This is a genomic window from Mesorhizobium wenxiniae (genome assembly GCF_002284535.1).
GTDB classification, from domain to species: domain Bacteria; phylum Pseudomonadota; class Alphaproteobacteria; order Rhizobiales; family Rhizobiaceae; genus Mesorhizobium; species Mesorhizobium wenxiniae.
The window spans coordinates 308,043-326,345 of sequence record NZ_NPKH01000011.1 but is presented as its reverse complement, the minus strand read 5'-3'; the positions used below and the strand labels follow the sequence as shown (position 1 = coordinate 326,345).

19 protein-coding genes are annotated in these 18,303 nt (G+C 62.6%); 9 read left to right on the top strand and 10 right to left on the bottom strand.

Going from position 1 to position 18,303, the window contains the following annotated elements; genetic code table 11:
- Window positions 1–14 precede the first annotated feature (14 nt).
- Together CIT31_RS03945 and CIT31_RS03940 are read left to right on the top strand one after the other, a co-directional pair.
- Window positions 15–170: a hypothetical protein gene (locus CIT31_RS03945; RefSeq protein ID WP_101918682.1), complete on the top strand. Its 156-nt coding sequence runs from the start codon at window positions 15–17 to the stop codon at window positions 168–170.
- The gene (locus tag CIT31_RS03940) at window positions 167–1,606 is read left to right on the top strand and encodes a GMC oxidoreductase (RefSeq protein WP_095517512.1); all 1,440 of its coding nucleotides are present in this window, start codon (window positions 167–169) and stop codon (window positions 1,604–1,606) included. The genes CIT31_RS03945 and CIT31_RS03940 overlap by 4 nt, the downstream gene beginning before the upstream one ends.
- A 98-nt stretch (window positions 1,607–1,704) precedes the next feature.
- On the opposite strand, the gene phhA is transcribed toward CIT31_RS03940, so the two are convergent.
- The gene (phhA, locus tag CIT31_RS03935; protein WP_095517511.1) at window positions 1,705–2,541 is read right to left on the bottom strand and encodes a phenylalanine 4-monooxygenase; all 837 of its coding nucleotides are present in this window, start codon (window positions 2,539–2,541) and stop codon (window positions 1,705–1,707) included.
- Window positions 2,542–2,674: 133 nt separating this feature from the next.
- Here phhA and CIT31_RS03930 point away from each other — a divergent pair, with 133 nt between their 5' ends.
- A complete protein-coding gene (locus CIT31_RS03930; RefSeq protein WP_029347288.1) occupies window positions 2,675–3,151 on the top strand; it encodes an Lrp/AsnC family transcriptional regulator in 477 nt (158 codons plus the stop codon).
- A 58-nt stretch (window positions 3,152–3,209) separates the two neighbouring features.
- On the opposite strand, the gene argB is transcribed toward CIT31_RS03930, so the two are convergent.
- Together argB and CIT31_RS03920 are read right to left on the bottom strand one after the other, a co-directional pair.
- A complete protein-coding gene (gene argB / locus CIT31_RS03925) occupies window positions 3,210–4,103 on the bottom strand; it encodes an acetylglutamate kinase (RefSeq protein WP_029347289.1) in 894 nt (297 codons plus the stop codon).
- Between the two features lie 99 nt (window positions 4,104–4,202).
- Entirely contained in the window at window positions 4,203–5,699 is a 1,497-nt protein-coding gene (locus tag CIT31_RS03920) for an amidase (protein ID WP_095517510.1), read from the bottom strand.
- A 130-nt stretch (window positions 5,700–5,829) separates the two neighbouring features.
- Here CIT31_RS03920 and CIT31_RS03915 point away from each other — a divergent pair, with 130 nt between their 5' ends.
- The 4 genes from CIT31_RS03915 (at window position 5,830) to msrB (ending at window position 8,555) form a co-directional block, all read left to right on the top strand.
- Window positions 5,830–6,369, top strand: coding sequence for a sigma-70 family RNA polymerase sigma factor (locus CIT31_RS03915; protein ID WP_065011610.1), 540 nt, complete (start codon window positions 5,830–5,832; stop codon window positions 6,367–6,369).
- Window positions 6,366–7,064, top strand: coding sequence for an anti-sigma factor (locus CIT31_RS03910; RefSeq protein ID WP_095517509.1), 699 nt, complete (start codon window positions 6,366–6,368; stop codon window positions 7,062–7,064). Before CIT31_RS03915 ends, CIT31_RS03910 begins: the two co-directional genes overlap by 4 nt.
- 213 nt (window positions 7,065–7,277) lie before the next feature.
- Window positions 7,278–7,835 (top strand): fasciclin domain-containing protein, encoded by a 558-nt coding sequence (locus CIT31_RS03905; protein WP_065011697.1) that lies wholly within the window; start codon window positions 7,278–7,280, stop codon window positions 7,833–7,835.
- Window positions 7,836–8,051: 216 nt separating this feature from the next.
- A complete protein-coding gene (gene msrB / locus CIT31_RS03900) occupies window positions 8,052–8,555 on the top strand; it encodes a peptide-methionine (R)-S-oxide reductase MsrB (protein WP_095517721.1) in 504 nt (167 codons plus the stop codon).
- A 145-nt stretch (window positions 8,556–8,700) separates the two neighbouring features.
- Here the strand turns inward: msrB and CIT31_RS03895 are convergent, their stop codons facing one another.
- Together CIT31_RS03895 and CIT31_RS03890 are read right to left on the bottom strand one after the other, a co-directional pair.
- Complete coding sequence (locus CIT31_RS03895) at window positions 8,701–10,293, bottom strand: DHA2 family efflux MFS transporter permease subunit (RefSeq protein WP_095517508.1); 1,593 nt, start codon at window positions 10,291–10,293, stop codon at window positions 8,701–8,703.
- Between the two features lie 22 nt (window positions 10,294–10,315).
- On the bottom strand, window positions 10,316–11,497 hold the full coding sequence (locus CIT31_RS03890) for an HlyD family secretion protein (RefSeq protein ID WP_095517507.1): 1,182 nt from the start codon (window positions 11,495–11,497) through the stop codon (window positions 10,316–10,318).
- 163 nt (window positions 11,498–11,660) lie between these two features.
- Between CIT31_RS03890 and CIT31_RS03885 the strand changes: the two genes are divergently transcribed.
- Window positions 11,661–12,380, top strand: a complete 720-nt coding sequence (locus tag CIT31_RS03885; RefSeq protein ID WP_095517506.1) for a TetR/AcrR family transcriptional regulator — start codon at window positions 11,661–11,663, stop codon at window positions 12,378–12,380.
- 100 nt (window positions 12,381–12,480) lie between these two features.
- Here the strand turns inward: CIT31_RS03885 and yihA are convergent, their stop codons facing one another.
- The 5 genes from yihA to rpmH form a co-directional block, all read right to left on the bottom strand.
- Window positions 12,481–13,140: a ribosome biogenesis GTP-binding protein YihA/YsxC gene (gene yihA / locus CIT31_RS03880; RefSeq protein ID WP_095517505.1), complete on the bottom strand. Its 660-nt coding sequence runs from the start codon at window positions 13,138–13,140 to the stop codon at window positions 12,481–12,483.
- On the bottom strand, window positions 13,137–13,775 hold the full coding sequence (locus CIT31_RS03875; protein ID WP_095517504.1) for a CatB-related O-acetyltransferase: 639 nt from the start codon (window positions 13,773–13,775) through the stop codon (window positions 13,137–13,139). Before CIT31_RS03875 ends, yihA begins: the two co-directional genes overlap by 4 nt.
- 254 nt (window positions 13,776–14,029) lie before the next feature.
- Window positions 14,030–15,853, bottom strand: a complete 1,824-nt coding sequence (yidC, locus tag CIT31_RS03870) for a membrane protein insertase YidC (RefSeq protein ID WP_095517503.1) — start codon at window positions 15,851–15,853, stop codon at window positions 14,030–14,032.
- Between the two features lie 13 nt (window positions 15,854–15,866).
- Window positions 15,867–16,220, bottom strand: coding sequence for a ribonuclease P protein component (gene rnpA, locus CIT31_RS03865; RefSeq protein WP_095517502.1), 354 nt, complete (start codon window positions 16,218–16,220; stop codon window positions 15,867–15,869).
- 16 nt (window positions 16,221–16,236) lie between these two features.
- Window positions 16,237–16,371 (bottom strand): 50S ribosomal protein L34, encoded by a 135-nt coding sequence (rpmH, locus tag CIT31_RS03860; RefSeq protein ID WP_008833937.1) that lies wholly within the window; start codon window positions 16,369–16,371, stop codon window positions 16,237–16,239.
- Window positions 16,372–16,677: 306 nt separating this feature from the next.
- On the opposite strand from rpmH, the gene CIT31_RS03855 reads away from it, so the two are divergent.
- The gene (locus CIT31_RS03855; protein ID WP_095517501.1) at window positions 16,678–18,165 is read left to right on the top strand and encodes a sensor histidine kinase; all 1,488 of its coding nucleotides are present in this window, start codon (window positions 16,678–16,680) and stop codon (window positions 18,163–18,165) included.
- Window positions 18,166–18,303: the final 138 nt, after the last annotated feature.

Here is an 18,303-nt window from a genome sequence, read left to right as displayed (position 1 = left end):
TCGAGAGACGTGCCATGAGTTTCTTCACCAAGAAAATATCGCGCCGCACGATCGTGCAGGCGCTGATCGCATTGCCGGCCCTGTCGCTGTTCCGCAAGCTGCCCGATACCGATCCGGACGCGATCGTCGAGGTCAATGGTTGGATCCTCAAAAGGAGCGACCTCACTTGATCTTCGACAGCTATGAGGCATTTCGCGCTGCGAACTTCGCCGCCAAGGTCTGCATACTCGGCTCCGGGCCAGCCGGCACCACGATTGCCAGGAAGCTTGGCGCGGCCGGCATTCCGGTTGTGGTGCTGGAGGCAGGCTCCCGCGAGTTCAGCGACGATTCGCAGGATTTCTACCGCGGCGTCACGGTCGGCGACCCCTATTTCGATCTCGACACCACCCGGTTGCGCTTCATGGGCGGCAGTTCCAATCACTGGGCCGGCTGGTGCCGGGTGCTCGACAGCCAGGACTTCGAGCCCAAGGCCTGGGCGCCGGATACCGGCTGGCCGATCAGCCGTGCCGAAATCGAGCCCTATCTGCCCGAAGTCCAGGACATGCTGGAACTTCCCGACTTCCGGCCGGATGTGCCGATCTCGGACGATATTCGCTGGGTGCAGCTGATCAAGAGCCCGGCCGTACGCTTCGGTGAAAAATTCGCCGACGAACTCGACAGGAGCAGGAACGTGGCTGTGGTGCTCAGCACCTATGCCACCGAGCTTACCGGCGACGGCAAGAGGGTAACCGGCGCCAAACTGTGGTCGAACGGCCAGAATGCCGGCTCTTTCACCGCCGACTATTTCATCGTATGCACCGGCGGCTTGGAAAACTCGCGGCTGCTTCTGTGGTCGAACCAGCGCTCGAACGGCGGCGTGGTGCCGAAGGCGACAGCGCTCGGCCGCTATTGGATGGAGCATCCGACCTTCGAGGGCGGCAATGCCATCCTCGCCGACTATAGCGAGTTCGAGGTCGACGCCACCAACGAGGCTTTCTTCTCGCCGACGCTGGCGGCCATGGAGCGCCTCGAGATCATGAATTTCGGCATCAGGCTGATCGAGACGCCGTACCCCGGCATCAAAAGCGTCATCGCCGACCTCGCCTGCACGGTGCCCGAGATGGCGGAATGGGTATCCTATCAGCTCAGCCAGAACTTGCGCTGCGCCGCCCAGCTCTATGTCGCCTGGGAACAGGCGCCGCTGGCCTCGAACCAGATCCGGTTGTCGAAGACCGATGTCGACCATGCCGGCGTGCCGCGCATCGAACTGCACTGGAAAAAGTCGGAGCTGGAGCGCCGCACGCTCATCGAGGGCTTGAGGCTGTTCGGCAAGACGCTCGTCCGAAAGGATCTCGGCCGGGTGCGCATCGCCGACTGGCTCGCCAGTGGCGGGGACTATCCGACTAATGAGGAACTGGCCGGTCACCACCATATGGGCGGCACGCGTATGGGCACGGATGTGACCAAGAGCGTGGTGGACGCCAACTCGAAGGTGCACGGCATGGACAATCTCTATGTCGGCGGTTCCTCCGTGTTCTGCACGTCCGGCGAATGCAACCCGACGACGACAATCGTCGCATTGGCCTGCCGGCTGGGCGACCACCTCGGCAAGCTCATCGGCGTGTAAAAGGCCGGCCCAGCCGGGCCGGCCGAGGGATCCTCATGACAGTGCGCCACCAACAACGCCCGTGCCGATCGGCTGCGAGCGTCCGAGCCTGCCAGCGTCTAAAGTTTCGCCGGGTCGAGCGCCGGCTTGCCCTTGTGGCGTCCGATGATCGCTGCCATGTCGGCGACGTTCTGGAAGGCATTGCGCAAAACGTCGAAGGACGACAGCACGAAATACGCGCGCTGGAACTTGTCGATCTCGTAGCTGGTGCGCATCACCGTTTCCAGATCGAAGGGGACATGGTGCGCGTCCTTGCTTTCAATCGCGAATTGAAGTTCCGCAAAGGACGACATCAGCCCGGCGCCGAAAGCTTTCAGCGGTTGGCCGGCTTCCTGGATCAGCCCGTATTCGACAGTGTACCAGTAGAGGCGGCTGATCATCTCGTCGCCGCCGAGCGCGATCAGATGCTCGGCCTTCTCGCCATACATCTGCATGAAATCGGCAAAGACCGGCTGCGTCAGCGCCGGCACATGGCCGAAGAAGTCGTGGAACATGTCCGGCTCGACGATGTAGTCGAGCTCTTGTTTCGTCCGCAGCCAGTTGGTCACCGGGAAGCGCCTGTTGGCGAGGTGGACAAAGAAGGCTGGTGCGGGAATGAGGCCCGGCACGGCGACGATTTCCCAACCTGTAAGCTTGCGCAGCTTTTCGCTGACGACACCGAAATCCGGAATCCTGTCGAGCAGGCCCAGCGTGGCGACGCCGTCGAGATAGGACTGGTGTGCCAGCTCTTGCGTAAGCTTCGTCTGGCGGTCGCACAGTGTACGCCACACCGCCTGCTCGTCGGCGGTGTAGTTGTAGCTCTGCTCCACGGTGAAGTCGGCACGGCAGACCGAATAGTCGCCGCGAAGGCCTTGCGCCGCGCATTCGCGCGCATAATCGGCAACGCTCATCGTCATGGCTGTTCTCCCTTGAAATCACGACTAATCATAAAAGTTTAGCCGGGTCCGGTGAGGCAAATCCGCTTTGATGATGGCTCGAATGCGCGATTTGAGGTAAAAGCCACCACAGCAAAGCTGTAGGAGAGTGAAAGTGCCTCAGTTTGACGATTTTGAGATCAAGATGCTCGATATCTTGCAACGTGACGGACGCAAGCCTGTGTCCGAACTGGCCCAGGAGATCGGCCTTTCGACGACGCCATGCGCGCGCCGCTTCGAGGCTCTTCAGAGCGCCGGCATCATCAAGGGCTTTGCCGCTGTGCTCAGCCGCCGCGCCATCGGCCTGATGGTCGAAGTGTTCATTCAGGTGCGCCTCGTAACCCACAGCGATGGTTCGCCCGAAACCTTCATCGCCGCCGTGCAGCGCATGGACGAGGTGTCGTCGTGCTGGACGATGACCGGCGATTACGATTTCCTGCTGCATGTGATGGTGCCGTCGGTCGACGAGCTCAACGCCTTCGTCATGCACCGGCTGATGCGGCTCGACGGCGTGCGCGATGTCCACACGCAGCTCGTGCTGCAGAACATCAAGGGGCCGGGCCACGTGCCGCTTGGGCACCTCAGGCGGTGAATTCGCCCAGGCGCCTGCGCCGCCCTGGATTTCTGGCCGACAAGCTGTCAGCCTGCGCTCACGGCACGATCAGCGTGCCGGCGCCGTGTTCGGTAAACAGTTCGAGCAATACAGAATGCGGCGTCTTGCCGTTGAGGATGACGACGCCTTCGACGCCGCGCTCGATCGCTTCGATGCAGGTCTCGACCTTTGGGATCATGCCGCCCGACACCGTGCCGTCCCTGATCAAGGCCTTGGCCTCGGCCACGGTCAGCTCATCGATCAGCTTCTTGTTCTTGTCGAGCACGCCGGGCACGTCGGTGAGGAACAGAAGGCGTGTCGCCTGGCAGGCGCCGGCGATGGCGCCGGCAAAGGTGTCGGCATTGATGTTGTAGGTATGGCCGTCGCGGCCGGGCGCCACAGGCGCCAGCACCGGGATCATTTCGGAGCGCGCTAGAAGGTCGAGCAACGTGCGGTCGACCTCGACCGGCTCGCCGACAAAGCCGAGATCGAGCACGCGCTCGATATTGGAGTCCGGGTCGATCAAGGTCTTGCGTGCCTTTTCGGCGAAAACCATGTTGCCGTCCTTGCCGCACAGGCCGATGGCCCATTCGCCCTCGGCATTGATCAGCGCCACGATTTCCTTGTTGATCGAGCCGGCCAGCACCATCTCGACGATCTCGACCGTCTTCTGGTCGGTGACGCGCAGGCCGCCCTCAAACTTCGATTCGATGCCCATCTTGCTTAGCAGGGCGCCGATCTGCGGCCCGCCGCCATGGACGACGATCGGATTGACGCCCGATTGTTTCAGCAGCGCGATGTCGCGGGCGAAGGCCTTGCCGAGCGCAATATCGCCCATGGCGTGGCCGCCATATTTCACCACGACCGTCTTGTTTTCGTAGCGCTGCATGTAGGGCAGTGCCCTCGAAAGCAGCGCGGCCTGCATTTCGGCGGTGGCGGCGACGTCCGTCATCGGCATGGTTCCCAGCTTGGCATGAACGGCGGCGTCTTAGCGGGAATTGGAGCAGGGGGCAAACGGCTTTGCTGTCACATCAGGTGGAATCGGCCCGCTTTATGCCGGCATCCGCAGCGGCGCCCGCCGCGCCTGCCATCCCGAAATCTTTTCCATTTGCGCGGCGAAGGACAACAAGGTCTCCTCATCGCCGGGTCGGCCGGCGGCCTGGATGCCGAGCGGCAGGCCGGCATCGGTGACGTGAACAGGCAGCGCGATCGACGGCTGGCCGCTGACGTTCTGGATCGCCGGCCAGTGCGTGAACCACAGGCTTTTGTCCATCAACTGGCCGAACAGCGGCTTGAATTTCAGCAGACGGGCGAGGCGCAGCCTGTCGAGGACGTCCTCTATGAACGCGTCGGCGCCCTTCGGGTCCATGGCCCCGCAGGCGAGCGGCGGATGGGCGATAACCGGCATCAGCACGGCATCGTACGGCGCGGTCTCGGTGATCAGGCGGCGCGACGTGGCATGCAGCCGCTGCAGGCCGGCATAGATCTCGCCGGCCGAGACGATCTCGCCGAAGCGGCTCATCAGACGGGTGGCGCGCTCGACGTCGCCCGAAACGGAGCGGCCGACACGCAAGACCTCAATGCGCATCGCGCCGGCGACTGCCGCAGCCACCGTCCTGGCGAAATCGGCGATGAAGTCGCGACCGATATAGGGGAGATCGATCTCCTCGATCGTGTGGCCACCTTCGCGCGCCAATGCCACAGCGGTGTCCAGCGCCGTCAGCGTCTCGGCCGATATCGGCAGGCCGAGCGGCGATTTCCGGTAGACGGCCAGTTTCAGCTTGCCGGGGTCACGCACTGCTGCGGCGGCAAAAGTTCCTCTCGGCGGCCGCGCCGCATACGGTGACAGCGGATCGGGTCCATGGGTTAGGTCGAGCAGCAAGGCCGAATCCCGGACCGAGCGGGCAACGGCGTGGTCGACGACCAGACCGTACCAGCTTTCGGTGACGAGCGGCGACAGCGGCACGCGGCCGCGCGAGGTTTTCAGTCCGACCAGCCCGGTGCAGGCGGCGGGAACGCGGATCGAGCCGCCGCCATCCGAAGCATGTGCCACCGGCACGACACCGGCCGCGACCAGCGCCGCCGCACCTCCAGACGAGCCGCCGCTGGTATGCGCCGTATTCCACGGATTGCGGGTGATGCCGAAAGCGGCGGATTCGGTCATCAGCCTCAGCCCATGTTCGGGCGAGGTGCTGGTGGCGATCGGGACAAGGCCGGCGGCCAGATGGCGTTCGGTCATCACCGAATCGAAATCGGCAACGAAAGCCGGAATGCGGCTGCCGCCATGCGTAGGCACGCCTTTCATGGCGATGCCGAGATCCTTCAGTGCAAAGGGCACACCGGCCAGCGGCAGCTTGCGGTCGATGGTTTTCGCCCGCGTCCGCGCCGCCTCGTAAAGCGGCTCGGCGATGGCGTTGATGTCCGGGCGGGTGGCCTCGGCTCGCGCAATCGCCGCATCGACGAGCTCCTGCGGCGCGATCTCGCCCTTGCGCACCAAGCTGGCAAGCCCGGTTGCGTCGTGCTCCCACAAGACCCGTTCAACCGACATTGCCGCTCTCCCCGCTATGAGAAGGCTAGCGGTTGCGGATTTTCTTGGCAATCGAAGTCGACGACGCTCCCGGTGCACAAGAACGCTTCGGCCGTTGCAAATACATTGCAATTGCCTAATTTGGCAGCCGATGACGCCGCAGGACATCAGCAACCTGATGGTTCGGACTTCGATGAAGGACCGGGCTGCGTTCGATCTGCTCTACCGGCAGACCAGCGCGAAACTTTTCGGCGTCTGCCTTCGTGTATTGAAGGACCGGGGAGAGGCAGAAGAGGCGCTGCAGGAGGTCTTCGTCAAGATATGGACGAAGGCGGACCGTTTCGCCGTCTCGGAGCTAAGCCCGATTTCCTGGCTGGTGGCCATTGCGCGCAATCATGCGATCGATCGGATAAGGGCGCGGCGAGAGCCTGCCACCTATATCGATGCTGCGCTCGAGGTGGCCGATCCGGCACCGGGACCGGAGGCTGCGGTTGTTGCGGGCGGTGAATCGGAGCGCATCTATCGTTGTCTCGATGAATTGGAAAAGGACCGGGCGGCGGCCGTCCGGGGCGCCTATCTCCAGGGCGAAAGCTATGCCGAACTGGCCGTACGCCATGGCGTGCCGCTGAACACGATGCGGACCTGGCTGCGGCGCAGCCTGTTGAAGCTCAGAGAGTGTCTGGAAAGATGACGCTGGCACAGGATGACGGACCGGAACCTGGGGGCGACGACCTGTTCGCCGCCGAATACGTTCTTGGTGTGCTGGACGCGGACGAACGCGAGATCGCGTCACGCCGTATCGACGCGGACGCCACTTTCGCGCGCCTTGTCGATGCCTGGGAGGCGCGTCTTTCGCCCATGGCCGCCGCCTATCCGGAGACAGAGCCGCCGATCAGGGTCAAGGAGGCATTGGATCGCCGGCTGTTCGTGGCAGAACCTCGCTCCGGCCTCTGGTCGAGCCTTGCCTTCTGGCGCGGTCTTGCTGCCGCTTCTGTCGCAGCGCTGGCGATCACCATCGCCGTGCCTTACCTCAACCCGCCGGTCGAACCGCCGCGGCTTGTCGCATCACTGACCGCTGACGGCAGCGACGTCAGATATCTTGCCGTCTATGACGCTGCCCATCGCAAGATCGGCCTGTCGCATGTCTCCGGTGAGCGTGCCGCCGGCAAGGATTTCGAACTGTGGATGATCGAGGGCAAGAATGCGCCGGTCTCGATGGGCATCATCCCGGCCGGTCAGATCGCCCATATGACCATTGCGCCGGCCGTGCAGGAAAAGCTTGCACAGGGCGCCGTGCTTGCGGTCAGCCTCGAACCGGCCGGCGGTTCGCCGACAGGTCAGCCGACCGGCCCTGTGGTCGCTGCGGGCGATTTGAAGAGCATCTGATCGCCACCTATCTGCTTTCCACAAGATGTCAAATTTATCGCTGTGATGGCGTTGGCCCGTAAGAATACATCCTTGAACGGCTAGCCCTTTGAAACCCCCGCTCGAATTGCGGAAAAACTAAATTTTTTTCCGAACGTCGAAACTCAAACACTCATCTTCCGTATCTGCTTGCGCCCCAAAGAGGGGAACGACAAACCCGAGGAGATTGAGATCATGCGTAAATTCGCCACCCTTTTGCTTGCCGGCACGGTCGCCGTTTCCGCGCTCGCCACTGCCGCCTATGCCCAGAATCCGATGGTCGGCGGCGCCGCCATGTATGCCACCAAGAACATCGTCGAGAACGCCGTCAACTCGAAGGATCACACGACGCTGGTTGCAGCCGTCAAGGCCGGTGGTCTCGTCGACACGCTGCAGAGTGCCGGTCCCTTCACTGTGTTCGCGCCGACCAACGAGGCCTTTGCCGCCCTTCCGGCCGGCACCGTCGACACGCTGCTCAAGCCCGAAAACAAGGACAAGCTGGTCAAGATCCTAACCTGCCATGTCATTGGTGCCAAGGCGATGGCCGCCGACGTCGCCAAGATGGCCATGGACGATGGTGGCGCGCATAAGGTCAAGACGGTTGGCGGCTGCGAACTGACGCTCAAGGCCGACGACGGCAAGGTCACCGCGACGGACGAGAACGGCAATGTCGCCAATGTGACGGTCGCCGATGTCGAGCAGTCGAACGGCGTTATCCACGTCATCGACAAGGTTCTCCTGCCGAAGATGTAACAAAGCGGTCGTCGCCAACGAAGATATGGCTGAGGTTCCATGGCGACTGCGCGGGTTCCGCTTGCGTGACCCGCGCAATCGACAAGCGTACAATCCGCGCCGTCCGCTGTAGGCGTGGGGCAGGTGCGGAATGCCGGTTGTCAGGAGCTGGCCGTCACTAGCTTTTGATTTCCATGTGACGGTCGAATTTGGCAAATGGACAGAGGAGGAATGATGATGATCCGGCGCGACTTTCTTTGGAGCGGTGCCGCCGCTGTGGCATTGTTGGCAGGCACGGCAGCAACGCTGCGCATGGGCCGGCCGCAGGATGCGCACGCCGCCGAAACCTTCGAGGTCACCAAGACCGAGGCCGAGTGGCGCGCCATCCTGTCCGATGCGGCCTTCAATGTGCTGCGCAAGGAAGGCACCGAATATCCCGGCACCAGCCCGCTGCTCAACGAGCACCGCAAAGGCATCTTCGCCTGTGCCGGCTGCGACCTGCCGCTCTATTCCTCTGAGACGAAGTTCGATTCCGGCACCGGCTGGCCGAGCTTCTGGCAGGAGATTCCCAACGCCGTCGGCAAGACCGTGGACAGGTCTCTCGGCATGACCCGAACCGAGGTCCATTGCCGCCGTTGCGGTGGTCATCTCGGCCATGTCTTCGACGATGGCCCGCCGCCGACCGGCCTGCGTCATTGCATCAACGGCGTCGCCTTGACCTTCAAGCCGGCCACCGCCTGACCTAAAGCGCTCGCGTTTGACCGGCCTCACGCGACGCGCTTTAGGTTGTTGTCTTATGCATGTCGTTATCGCAAAACCGCTGCGCACTTTTGCGCGACATGCATTAGAGCGCCGCGTGTCCTTTTGGACGCGCAAAGTTGCACGATCAATGTCCGCCACCTCCGCCAGCCTGCTCTGCCGGCTTGCGGATGACCATGGTGAAGATCGCCAGCGTGGCGAACAGCGCCGTCAAGAGATAGAACACGTCCATGAAGGACAGCAGCGAAGCCTGCTGCTGGACCATAGCAGACAGTTTGGAGATCGCCGCCTTGGACGCGTCCAGGCCGGCATTCTGCTGGAAGTCGAGCGTGATGTTCTGCAGTTTGGTTTGCGCCTCGGCACTGCCCCATTGCACATGCTCGGCCAGCCTTGCGTAGTGGAATGCGTTGCGGTCGATCAGCACGGTGTTGATGACGGCAAGGCCGACGGCGCCACCGAGATTGCGGGTGAGATTGAACAGGCCGGAAGCATTCTTAAGCCGGTCAGGCGGCAGTGTTCCCAGTGCGATGTTGTTGATCGGCACCATGCACAGCATCATCGAGACACCACGCAGGATCTGCGGCACCAAAAGCTCCCAGAAATCCCAGTCGGCGGTCAGATAGGTCATGCGCCAGGTGCCTGCGGCGAAGCCGAAGAAGCCGATCATCATCATCAGCCGCGGATCCATCTTGCGCGACAGGATGCCGGAAATGGGCGCGGTGACGAACATCGCCAGGCCGCTGACGAACAGCGCCTCGCCGATCATCAGGGAATCGTAGCCGCGGATACGCCCGAGATATACCGGATAGAGATAGGTCAGACCGTAGAGACCGATGCCGATGACGAAGGAGAACAGCGACCCGAAAGCGAAGTTGACGTTGGTGAAGGCCTTCAGGTCGACGATCGGCTCCTCGGCTGTGAAGGCGCGCCAGAAGAACAGCACGGCGCCGGCTGTCATCAGGATGGCGCAGATGAACACGGCCTGGTCCTGAAGCCAGTCGTTGTCAGGCCCTTCCTCGAGCACATATTCCAGCGAACCGAGGAAAGCCGCCATGCCGGCAAGGCCCCACCAGTCGAACTTGCGGAACAGGCTGAGATTTGGCTTGTCGAAGTCGATCAGCGACCACGCCGCGGCGGTCACCAGGATGCCGGGCACCACGTTGATCAGAAACAGCCAGTGCCAGGACGTGGCATGGCTTATATAGCCGCCGACAGTCGGGCCGATGGTCGGCGCCAGCGTCGCCACCAGACCGATCATCGGCGACACCATGGCGCGGCGCGACGGCGGGAAGATGGTGAAGGCGGCAGCGAAGACGCTTGGAATCATGCCGCCGCCGATGAAGCCCTGGATGGCGCGGTAGACGATCATCTGGTCGATGTTGGTGGCGGTCGCCGCCAGCGCGCTGGCCGCGGTGAAGCCAGCCGCGGAGACGGTGAACAGCACGCGTGTCGACAGCATCCGGCTGAGAAAACCGGACAGCGGGATCATGATGACTTCGGCGATCAGATAGGCAGTCTGCACCCACGGGATTTCGTCGGAGCTGGCGCTCAAGCCCGCCTGGATCTCGGCCAGCGAGGCCGAAACGATCTGGATGTCGAGGATCGCCATAAACATGCCGAACACCATCGCCAGGAAGGCGATGATGCGGCGTGTGGAAATCGTGTCAGGCGTAGCCGGCCTCACCGGCGGCGATCCTGCTGTCAAGGCCGCGGTTGCCATGCCAGTGCTCCCAAGCGGCCGCTCAGTTCGACGCGGCCGGCGCGGTGCGGCTGTCGACGGCCACGACGACGCTGAGGCCGGCGCGCAGCTTGCCTGTCTTCAGCACATCCGCCGGCACGTCGATGCGAACCGGGACGCGCTGCACGACCTTGGTGAAATTGCCGGTGGCGTTTTCCGGTGGCAGCAGCGAGAACACCGCGCCGGATGCCGGCGCCAGGGACGAGACGGTGCCTTCGAAATCCTGGCCGTCGATCGCGTCGACCGATATTCGGACCTTTTCGCCGGGCACCAGCCGGGCAAGCTGGGTCTCCTTGAAATTGGCGACGATGTAGAGCTTGTCCATCGGCACGATGACGGCGAGCTTCTGTCCGGGGCTGATCAGGTCGCCCTGCTCGACCGAGCGGTTGCCGACCACACCGTCATAGGGCGCGCGCAGCACGGTGAAGGACAGGTCCCGCGCGGCCTTGTCCCGGGCAAGCTGCAGCGACGCCAGCGTGCTCGCCGTCTCCGCGCGCTGCGCCTGAAGCACACCGATATTGGCCTGCGCCGCGGCGATCTGGGCGTCGGCACCTACAAGGGCGGCATTGGCCTGCTCGACCGCGGTCTGGGCATCATCCAGCTGGGCCTGGGTGCCGACATGTGTCTTGAGCAATTGGGCGGCGCGCGTTTGAACACGCGCCGCATTGGCGGCGGCGGCCTGGTCGGCGGTCTTCTGCGCCTGCGCCTGCTCGAGCGATGCACGCGCCGCCTCGGTCTGGGCCTCGATACGGTCGAGCGTCTTGCTCAAGGTGGCGATCTGGGCCTCGGCTTGGGCGACCGCTATTTTGTAGTCGCCATTGTCGACGACCAGCAGCGGGTCGCCGGCCTTGACCTGCTGGTTCTCGGTCACCTTGACCTGATCGACATAGCCGGAAATTTTCGGCGAAATGAATGCCATGTCGGCCTGGACATAGGCGTCGTCGGTTGAGATCATGAAGCGCCCGTCGGTCCAGTAATCGTAGCCATACCAGGCAGCTGCGCCCAGCAAGCCAAGCGCGATGATCGGCAACAGAAGGGAGCGTGCCGAACGTTTCTTTTTCGTCGGCGCCTCGGCCGGAGGCCTTATTGCCGGCTCAGTCGGTGCGTTCGGCGCTTCGGTTGCTGGCGCGATCTTGGCGTTGGGGAAGGGGCGGACTTCGGCGGTGGGGGTCGCGTTCGAGGACATGGGGATCTCTCTGGGCATCTCTCTAGAAACTGGGCATCTCTCTGGAAACAATCAGTAAGACTGAACCGTTCGGTTCGATGCGAAGGTTGACTTAGCGCGGAGAGCGGCCCATATCAAGGGTGATCGAACCGATCGGTTCGAATATTTTTCGAGGTGTGACACTATGACCGAACCCGACAAGGACCAGTGCGATCTGCTGGATGGCCTGCGTCGCGGCCGCCCCGCGGCGGGACAGGACCCGGTCAAGCGCAGCCAGATCATCGAGGGCGCGCGCCGTGTCTTCATCGACAAGGGCTTCGAAGCGGCGTCTATGAACGACATCACCCGTGAGGCCGGCGTCTCCAAGGGCACGATCTATGTCTATTTCGCCAACAAGGAAGAACTGTTCGAGGCGCTGATCGAGGAAGAGCGCGGCACGATCTTCAAGAACATGTACGATATGCTCGACCGCGCCGACGACCTTCGCGAGACGCTGGTGAAGTTCGGCAAGGTGCTGTCCCTCAAGATCACCTCGGCCAAGGTCATCCAGGCGCAGCGCACGGTAATCGGCGCGTCCGACAGGATTCCCGAACTTGGCGCGCGTTTTTACGAACGCGGCCCGAAACGCGGCCACGACAAGGTCGTTGTTTTTCTCAATGCCGCCGTCGAACGCGGCCTGCTCAAGATCGACGATGTCGACCTTGCCGCCTATCAGTTCACCGAACTGTGCCTGGCAGGTCTCTTCCGCCAGTGCATATTCGCCTACCGCACCAAAGCGCCGAGCCCGGATGAAATTGACCACATCGTCAGGTCGGGCGTCGGCATGTTCCTGAAGGCTTACGGCACAGAAAGGCTTGCTACGGAAGAAAGCACCCAGACGATAGCACTAGAGGCAAAGCCCTAAAAGCGCGTCGCGTTTGACCGGCCTCACGCGACGCGCTTTAGGTTGTTGTTTTTTGCATGTCGTCATCGCAAAACCGCTGCACGCTTTTGCGCGACATGCATTAGCCGCCATTGGCCGCCAGCACGATCGCCGCGCGCAATTCCTCAAGGCCCTCGCTCTTTTCCGACGACGTGGCGAGAACGAACGGAAACGCGGCCGGCCGCTTCTTGATCTTCTGCAGTGTCTCTTCGATCAATCGCGGCACGCCGGCCGCCTTGATCTTGTCGGTCTTGGTCAGCACGATCTGGTAGGAGACCGCCGCCTTGTCGAGCAGCGACAGCACTTCGTCATCCTTGGCCTTGATGCCATGGCGGGCGTCGATCAGCACATAGACCCGCTTCAGCGTGACCCGGCCCTTGAGATAGTCGAAGACGAGTTTCGTCCAGTCGTCGACCTTCTCCTTGGGAGCGGTGGCGTAGCCGTAGCCCGGCATGTCGATCAGCGCCATCGGCGGCAGGTCGGCGCCTTCGCCGGAAAATCCACCCGGAACGAAATAATTGAGTTCCTGCGTCCGCCCCGGCGTGTTGGACGTGCGCGCCAGCCCCTTCTGATTGACCAGGGCGTTGATCAGCGACGATTTGCCGACATTCGAGCGGCCGGCAAAGGCGATCTCCGGCGGCCCCTCCGGCGGCAGGAACTTCATTGCCGGCACGCCGCGGATGAAGATCCACGGCCGCGTGAACAGCTCGATGCCGATCACGGTCTTGTTCAACGCGTTCAAACCGCTGCCTCCAGAAGAGAAATATCGGCGCCACGAATGGCATTGAGGTTGCGGCTGATCTTTTCCACCGGCCAATCCCACCACGCCGCCGCCAAAAGCCGCCAGATGGTCCTGTCGTCGAACCGCATCTTCACCACCTGGGCCGCATTGCCGGCGACGATCGCATAGGGTGGCACGTCATGCGTCACCACCGATTTTGCCGCAACGATGGCGCCATGGCCGATCGTCACGCCGGGCAGGATCGCCGCTTCCATGCCGATCCATACATCATTGCCGAGCACCGTGTCGCCGCGCAATTCCTTCGACCAGGTAGCCGGATCGAAACCCTCTTCCCAGCCATGACCGAAGATGTTGAACGGATAGGTCGAAAAGCCGGACATGGCATGATTGGCGCCGTTCATGATGAAGCGCGCGCCCTCGGCGATGGCGCAGAACTTGCCGATGATCAGCCGGTCGCCGATGAATGGATAATGATGCAGCACGCACCGCTCGGCGAATTTGTCCGGCCCGTCCGGATCGTCATAATAGGTGAAGTCGCCGATCTCGATGTTCGGCGCCGTGACCAGTCCCTTCAGGAAACCGACGCGGGTATGCATCGGGATCGGGTGCTTGATGTTGGGGTTGGGTCCGATCATGGCGTGGCTCCATCGACGAAAAACAGGCAAGGTCAAAATAGCGCGATCCGCCCGGCAGCCAACCGCGTGCGCAGCGGATCATCCTTACCTGTTCATCGACGGAGCGCTCCTGAAACGACAGCGAGCTTATAGGGATGTGTCGCGGCGGCGTCTACCGCCGGGCCGACGGGTTTCGCCGCTCGCCGGCGGCTCGGCTCGTCCCAAAAAAAGCCCCGGTCCGGGGCTTTTCTGGATTCACAAAAAGCGAGCGCCTTCTATTCCGCCGGCGACGGTTTCTTCCGGAACAGCGCGACCAGATTGTCCCACAATTCGATCTTGGCGCCCTGCCGCTTCATGATCACGCCTTGCTGGATGATCGAAAGCAGATTGTTCCAGGCCCAGTAGATGACGAGGCCGGCCGGAAAACCGGCCATCATGAACGTGAAGACCACCGGCATCCAGGTGAAGATCATGGCCTGTGTCGGGTCCGGCGGCGTCGGGTTCATGCGCATCTGCAGGAACATGGTCAGGCCCATGATCAGCGGCCAAACGCCGATCATCAACATGTCCGGCAGAGCGATCGGAATGAGGCCGAACAGGTTGAAGATCGAGGTCGGGTCGGGCGCCGCCAGATCCTGGATCCAGCCGAAGAACGGTGCGTGCCGCATCTCGATGGTGATGTAGAGCACCTTGTAGAGCGCGAAGAAGACTGGAATCTGCAGCGCCACCGGCCAGCAGCCGGCGAGCGGATTGATCTTCTCGGTTTTGTAGAGCTCCATCATCGCCTGTTGCTGCTTCATCTTGTCGTCCGCGTATTTCTCGCGGATCTCGAGCATCTTGGGCTGCACCTTCTTCATGTTCGCCATCGACGCGTAGGACTTGTTGGCGAGCGGATAGAAGACGGCCTTGACGACGACGGTGGTGGCCAGGATCGCCAGGCCGAAATTGCCGAAGAATTTGTACATCGTGTCGATCAGGTAGAACATCGGCTTGGTGATCCAGATGAACCATCCCCAATCGATCAAACGGTCGAACAGCCTGATATGGCGATCTTCCGCATAGGCGTTGACCTTGGCGACTTCCTTGGCGCCGGCGAAGATTTCGGTCTCGACCGTCGCCGACTGGCCGGCATCAACGGTGATCGGGTCGGTGAGGAAGTCGGCTTGGTAGCGCGGGCGGCCGTCCTCGAAATAAGCGTAACGCGGCTGGAACGGCTGCTTCTCGGTCGGCACCAGCGTCACCGCCCAGTATTTGTCGGTGATGCCCAGCCAGCCATCGGTCGACTTGCCCGGCGTGTACTGCTTGTCCTCCTCGACGGCCGCGTATTTGTGTTCCTGCAGGCCTTCCGTGCCGGTGACGCCGATCAGCCCTTCATGCAGCACATAGATGCTGGCAACGGCAGGCTTGTCGAAGCGGGTGACGCGGCCGTAATTCGACAGGGTGACTGGGGTTGAGCCTGAATTCTGCACCGTGTCCGAGACCGTGAACATATAGTCGCTGTCGACGGAGAACGTGCGCTTGAAGGTCAGGCCCTTGTCGTTGGTGAAGCTCAGCGTAACCGGGGTCGCCGGCGTCAGCGTGGCATTGCCATCGACGGTCCACACGGTTTCCGGGCCCGGCACCGTGCCGGTCTTGTCGCTGCCGACAAATCCGATCTCGGCATAGTAGCCAGTGGGCAGCGCTGCCGGGTTGAGCAGTTCGATCTCGGGCGAGTTTTTATCGACCGTAAGCGTGTAGTGCTTGAGCTTGAGGTCGTCGAGACGGGCGCCGGTGAGATTGATCGAGCCCTCCAGGCTCGGCGTGTCGATCCTGACGCGCTTCGTCGACGCCAGCGCCTGCTCGCGGCCGGCAGGCGTCGCGCCATCGGTCCCCGGTGCATTGGGTGCATTAGGAATCGCGCCTTGCTGCGGCACCGGCGTTTCGCTGCTGCCAGGACTGGCGCCTTCGGCCGCCTTCTTCTGCTCCGCAATCCGCTGCTCTTGTATACGGGCCGCCTCGCGTTGCGCCTCGCTGTAAGGCATCACGTAAAAATACTGCCAAAGCGACAGGATCAGCACCGACAGCGCGATGGTGATGAAGAAGTTCCGGTTGTTTTCCATCGAAAGCCTTGGCCTATCGTGTTCCGCGCAGTCTGCGGGAGAGTTCGGCCTTCAACTGGCCGAACGGAATGGTAAGCACATCTTCGCGCCCGACGATGACATAGTCATTGCCAGGCTCCATGTCACCCGCGGCATGCGTGCGCACGGCTTCTCTCAGCCGTCGCCGGATGCGGTTGCGGACGACTGCATTGCCGACCTTCTTGGTGACCGTGTAGCCGACGCGAGGCGCCTCTGCGTCGCTGCGGCCCAGAACCTCGACGAGAAAAAGCCGCCCGCGGCGCTTCTCGCCACGCCGGACAGCCAGGAATTCCGCGCGTTTCAGAAGCCGCTTGGGATGTGCTCCCACTGGCTTGCCGGTTGCGGGCAACGATCTCGTCTTCCGTTCAGGCGCTGAGCCGCTTGCGACCGCGGTTGCGGCGGGCTGCGACGACGCCACGACCACCCTTGGTGGCCATGCGGGCACGAAAACCGTGCCGACGTTTGCGGACGAGTTTGGACGGTTGGTAGGTACGCTTCATTTGTTTTAATACCGCGGGGTGCGGCCCTTCTTGATTCTGTCACTCTGTAACAGGAGCTTTGCCGGGCCGGCTTTGGCGCGATCGAAACCGCGCCGGGACGAATGGCCCGAGCGTGAGCGGGCTTATAGAAAGAAGGGTTTTGGAAGTCAATCCGGCGCCGACATCCGGCGCCTCAGCCGATTGGCTGAAATGTGATGGCCGAAGTCTTGGCGGTATCATCCCGTATTGGGACGAAGGATGAAATTGGCAAAAAAGCCGCAATGGCCTAATCTTGGCTGATCAAGCGATCGTGAAGAAAAAAGCAACATGAGTGGAATCCCATCCGCGGAGGAAAGGACCGATCGGGCGACGGCGGCCGCCCGGAGGGTGCCTTTGTCGCGTGGATTGTCGACAAAGCTCCTGCTGCTCACCATCGTCTTCGTGCTCCTGGCCGAGGTCCTCATCTTTCTGCCCTGGATCGCCAGCTACCGGCTGAGTTGGCTGAAGGAGAGGCTGAGCACCGCTGCGGCCGTCTCGATCGTGCTGGTGCAGGGAGAGCCCGCCTCGCTGTCCCGCGCAGCCCAGAACGACGTGCTGATGGCGATCGGCGCCAAGGCGATCGCCGTTCGCGACGGCGGCGTCTCGCGGCTTCTGGTCGTGGCTGAGATGCCGCCGCACGTCGATGAGCATATCGACATCGCCAATGTCGGCCTGGTCGAGGGCATGACCGGCGCTTTGGACACGCTGTTTTTCGGCGGCGAGCGGATGCTGCGCGTTTTCGGCCCGGTCGGCGACAGCGACAAGGAATTCGAGTTGATCATGCCCGACTACAGCCTGCGCGATGCCATGCTCATCTATTCGCGCAACGTCGCCTTCGTCTCGCTGCTGATCTCGCTGTTCACCGCCATGCTGGTCTATGCCGCAATAGACCTGATCATGATCGGCCCGATCCGGACGATGACGCGCTCGATGCTGGCCTTCTCCGAGGCGCCCGACGACCCCGGGCGGATCATCCGCCCTGCTGCCCGCGCCGACGAGATCGGCGTTGCAGAGCGCGAGCTCTCGCAGATGCAGGAGCGGCTGCAAAAGATGCTCTCCGAGCAGAAGCATCTCGCCGACCTTGGTCTCGCCGTGTCGAAGATCAACCATGATATGCGCAACATCCTGGCGTCGGCGCAGCTGATGTCGGACCGCCTGCGCCAGGTCAAGGACCCGACCGTGCAGGCCTTCGCGCCGAAGCTGCTGCGCGCGCTTGATCGCGCCGTGTCCTATTCGGAAGGTGTGCTCGCCTATGGCCGCACCCAGGAGCCGCCGCCCTCGCGCCGCAGGCTCAGGCTGCGCCAGCTGGTCGACGACGTCCACGGCCTGCTCGACACCGAAGGCGGCATCGAATTCGTCAATGCCGTCGATCCGGCTTTCGAGGTGGATGCCGATTCCGATCAGCTTTTTCGCGTGCTCACCAATCTTTGCCGCAACGCGGTGCAGGCGATGGCGGCGGATGCGGAAAGTGCGGTGGTACGCCGGTTGGCGGTGTCGGCCGAGCGCGTCGGCAGCGTCAGCCGCATCACCGTCACCGACACCGGACCCGGCCTGCCGCCGAAGGCGCGCGAGAACCTGTTCGCGGCGTTCCGCGGCTCGGCCCGCAGCGGCGGCACCGGCCTTGGCCTGGCGATCGCCCATGAACTGATCCGCGCCCATGGCGGCACGGTGGAGCTTGTCGAAAGCAGAGGCGGCCGCACCACATTCGCGGTCACCATCCCCGACCAGCCGGTCCGGCTCGACCAGGCCCGCAATGGCCTGCGCCGCCCGGCCTGAGCCGAAGCAACTCCAGGAAAAGTGTGTAACGGTTTTCCGTCCGGAATTGCGCAGAACAAAGAGCCGGCCAGCACGAACAACAAAACTTTTGCCGGATCGGCTTGCTTTTCGGAAATTCAGTCGCTAGGGAACACGTCA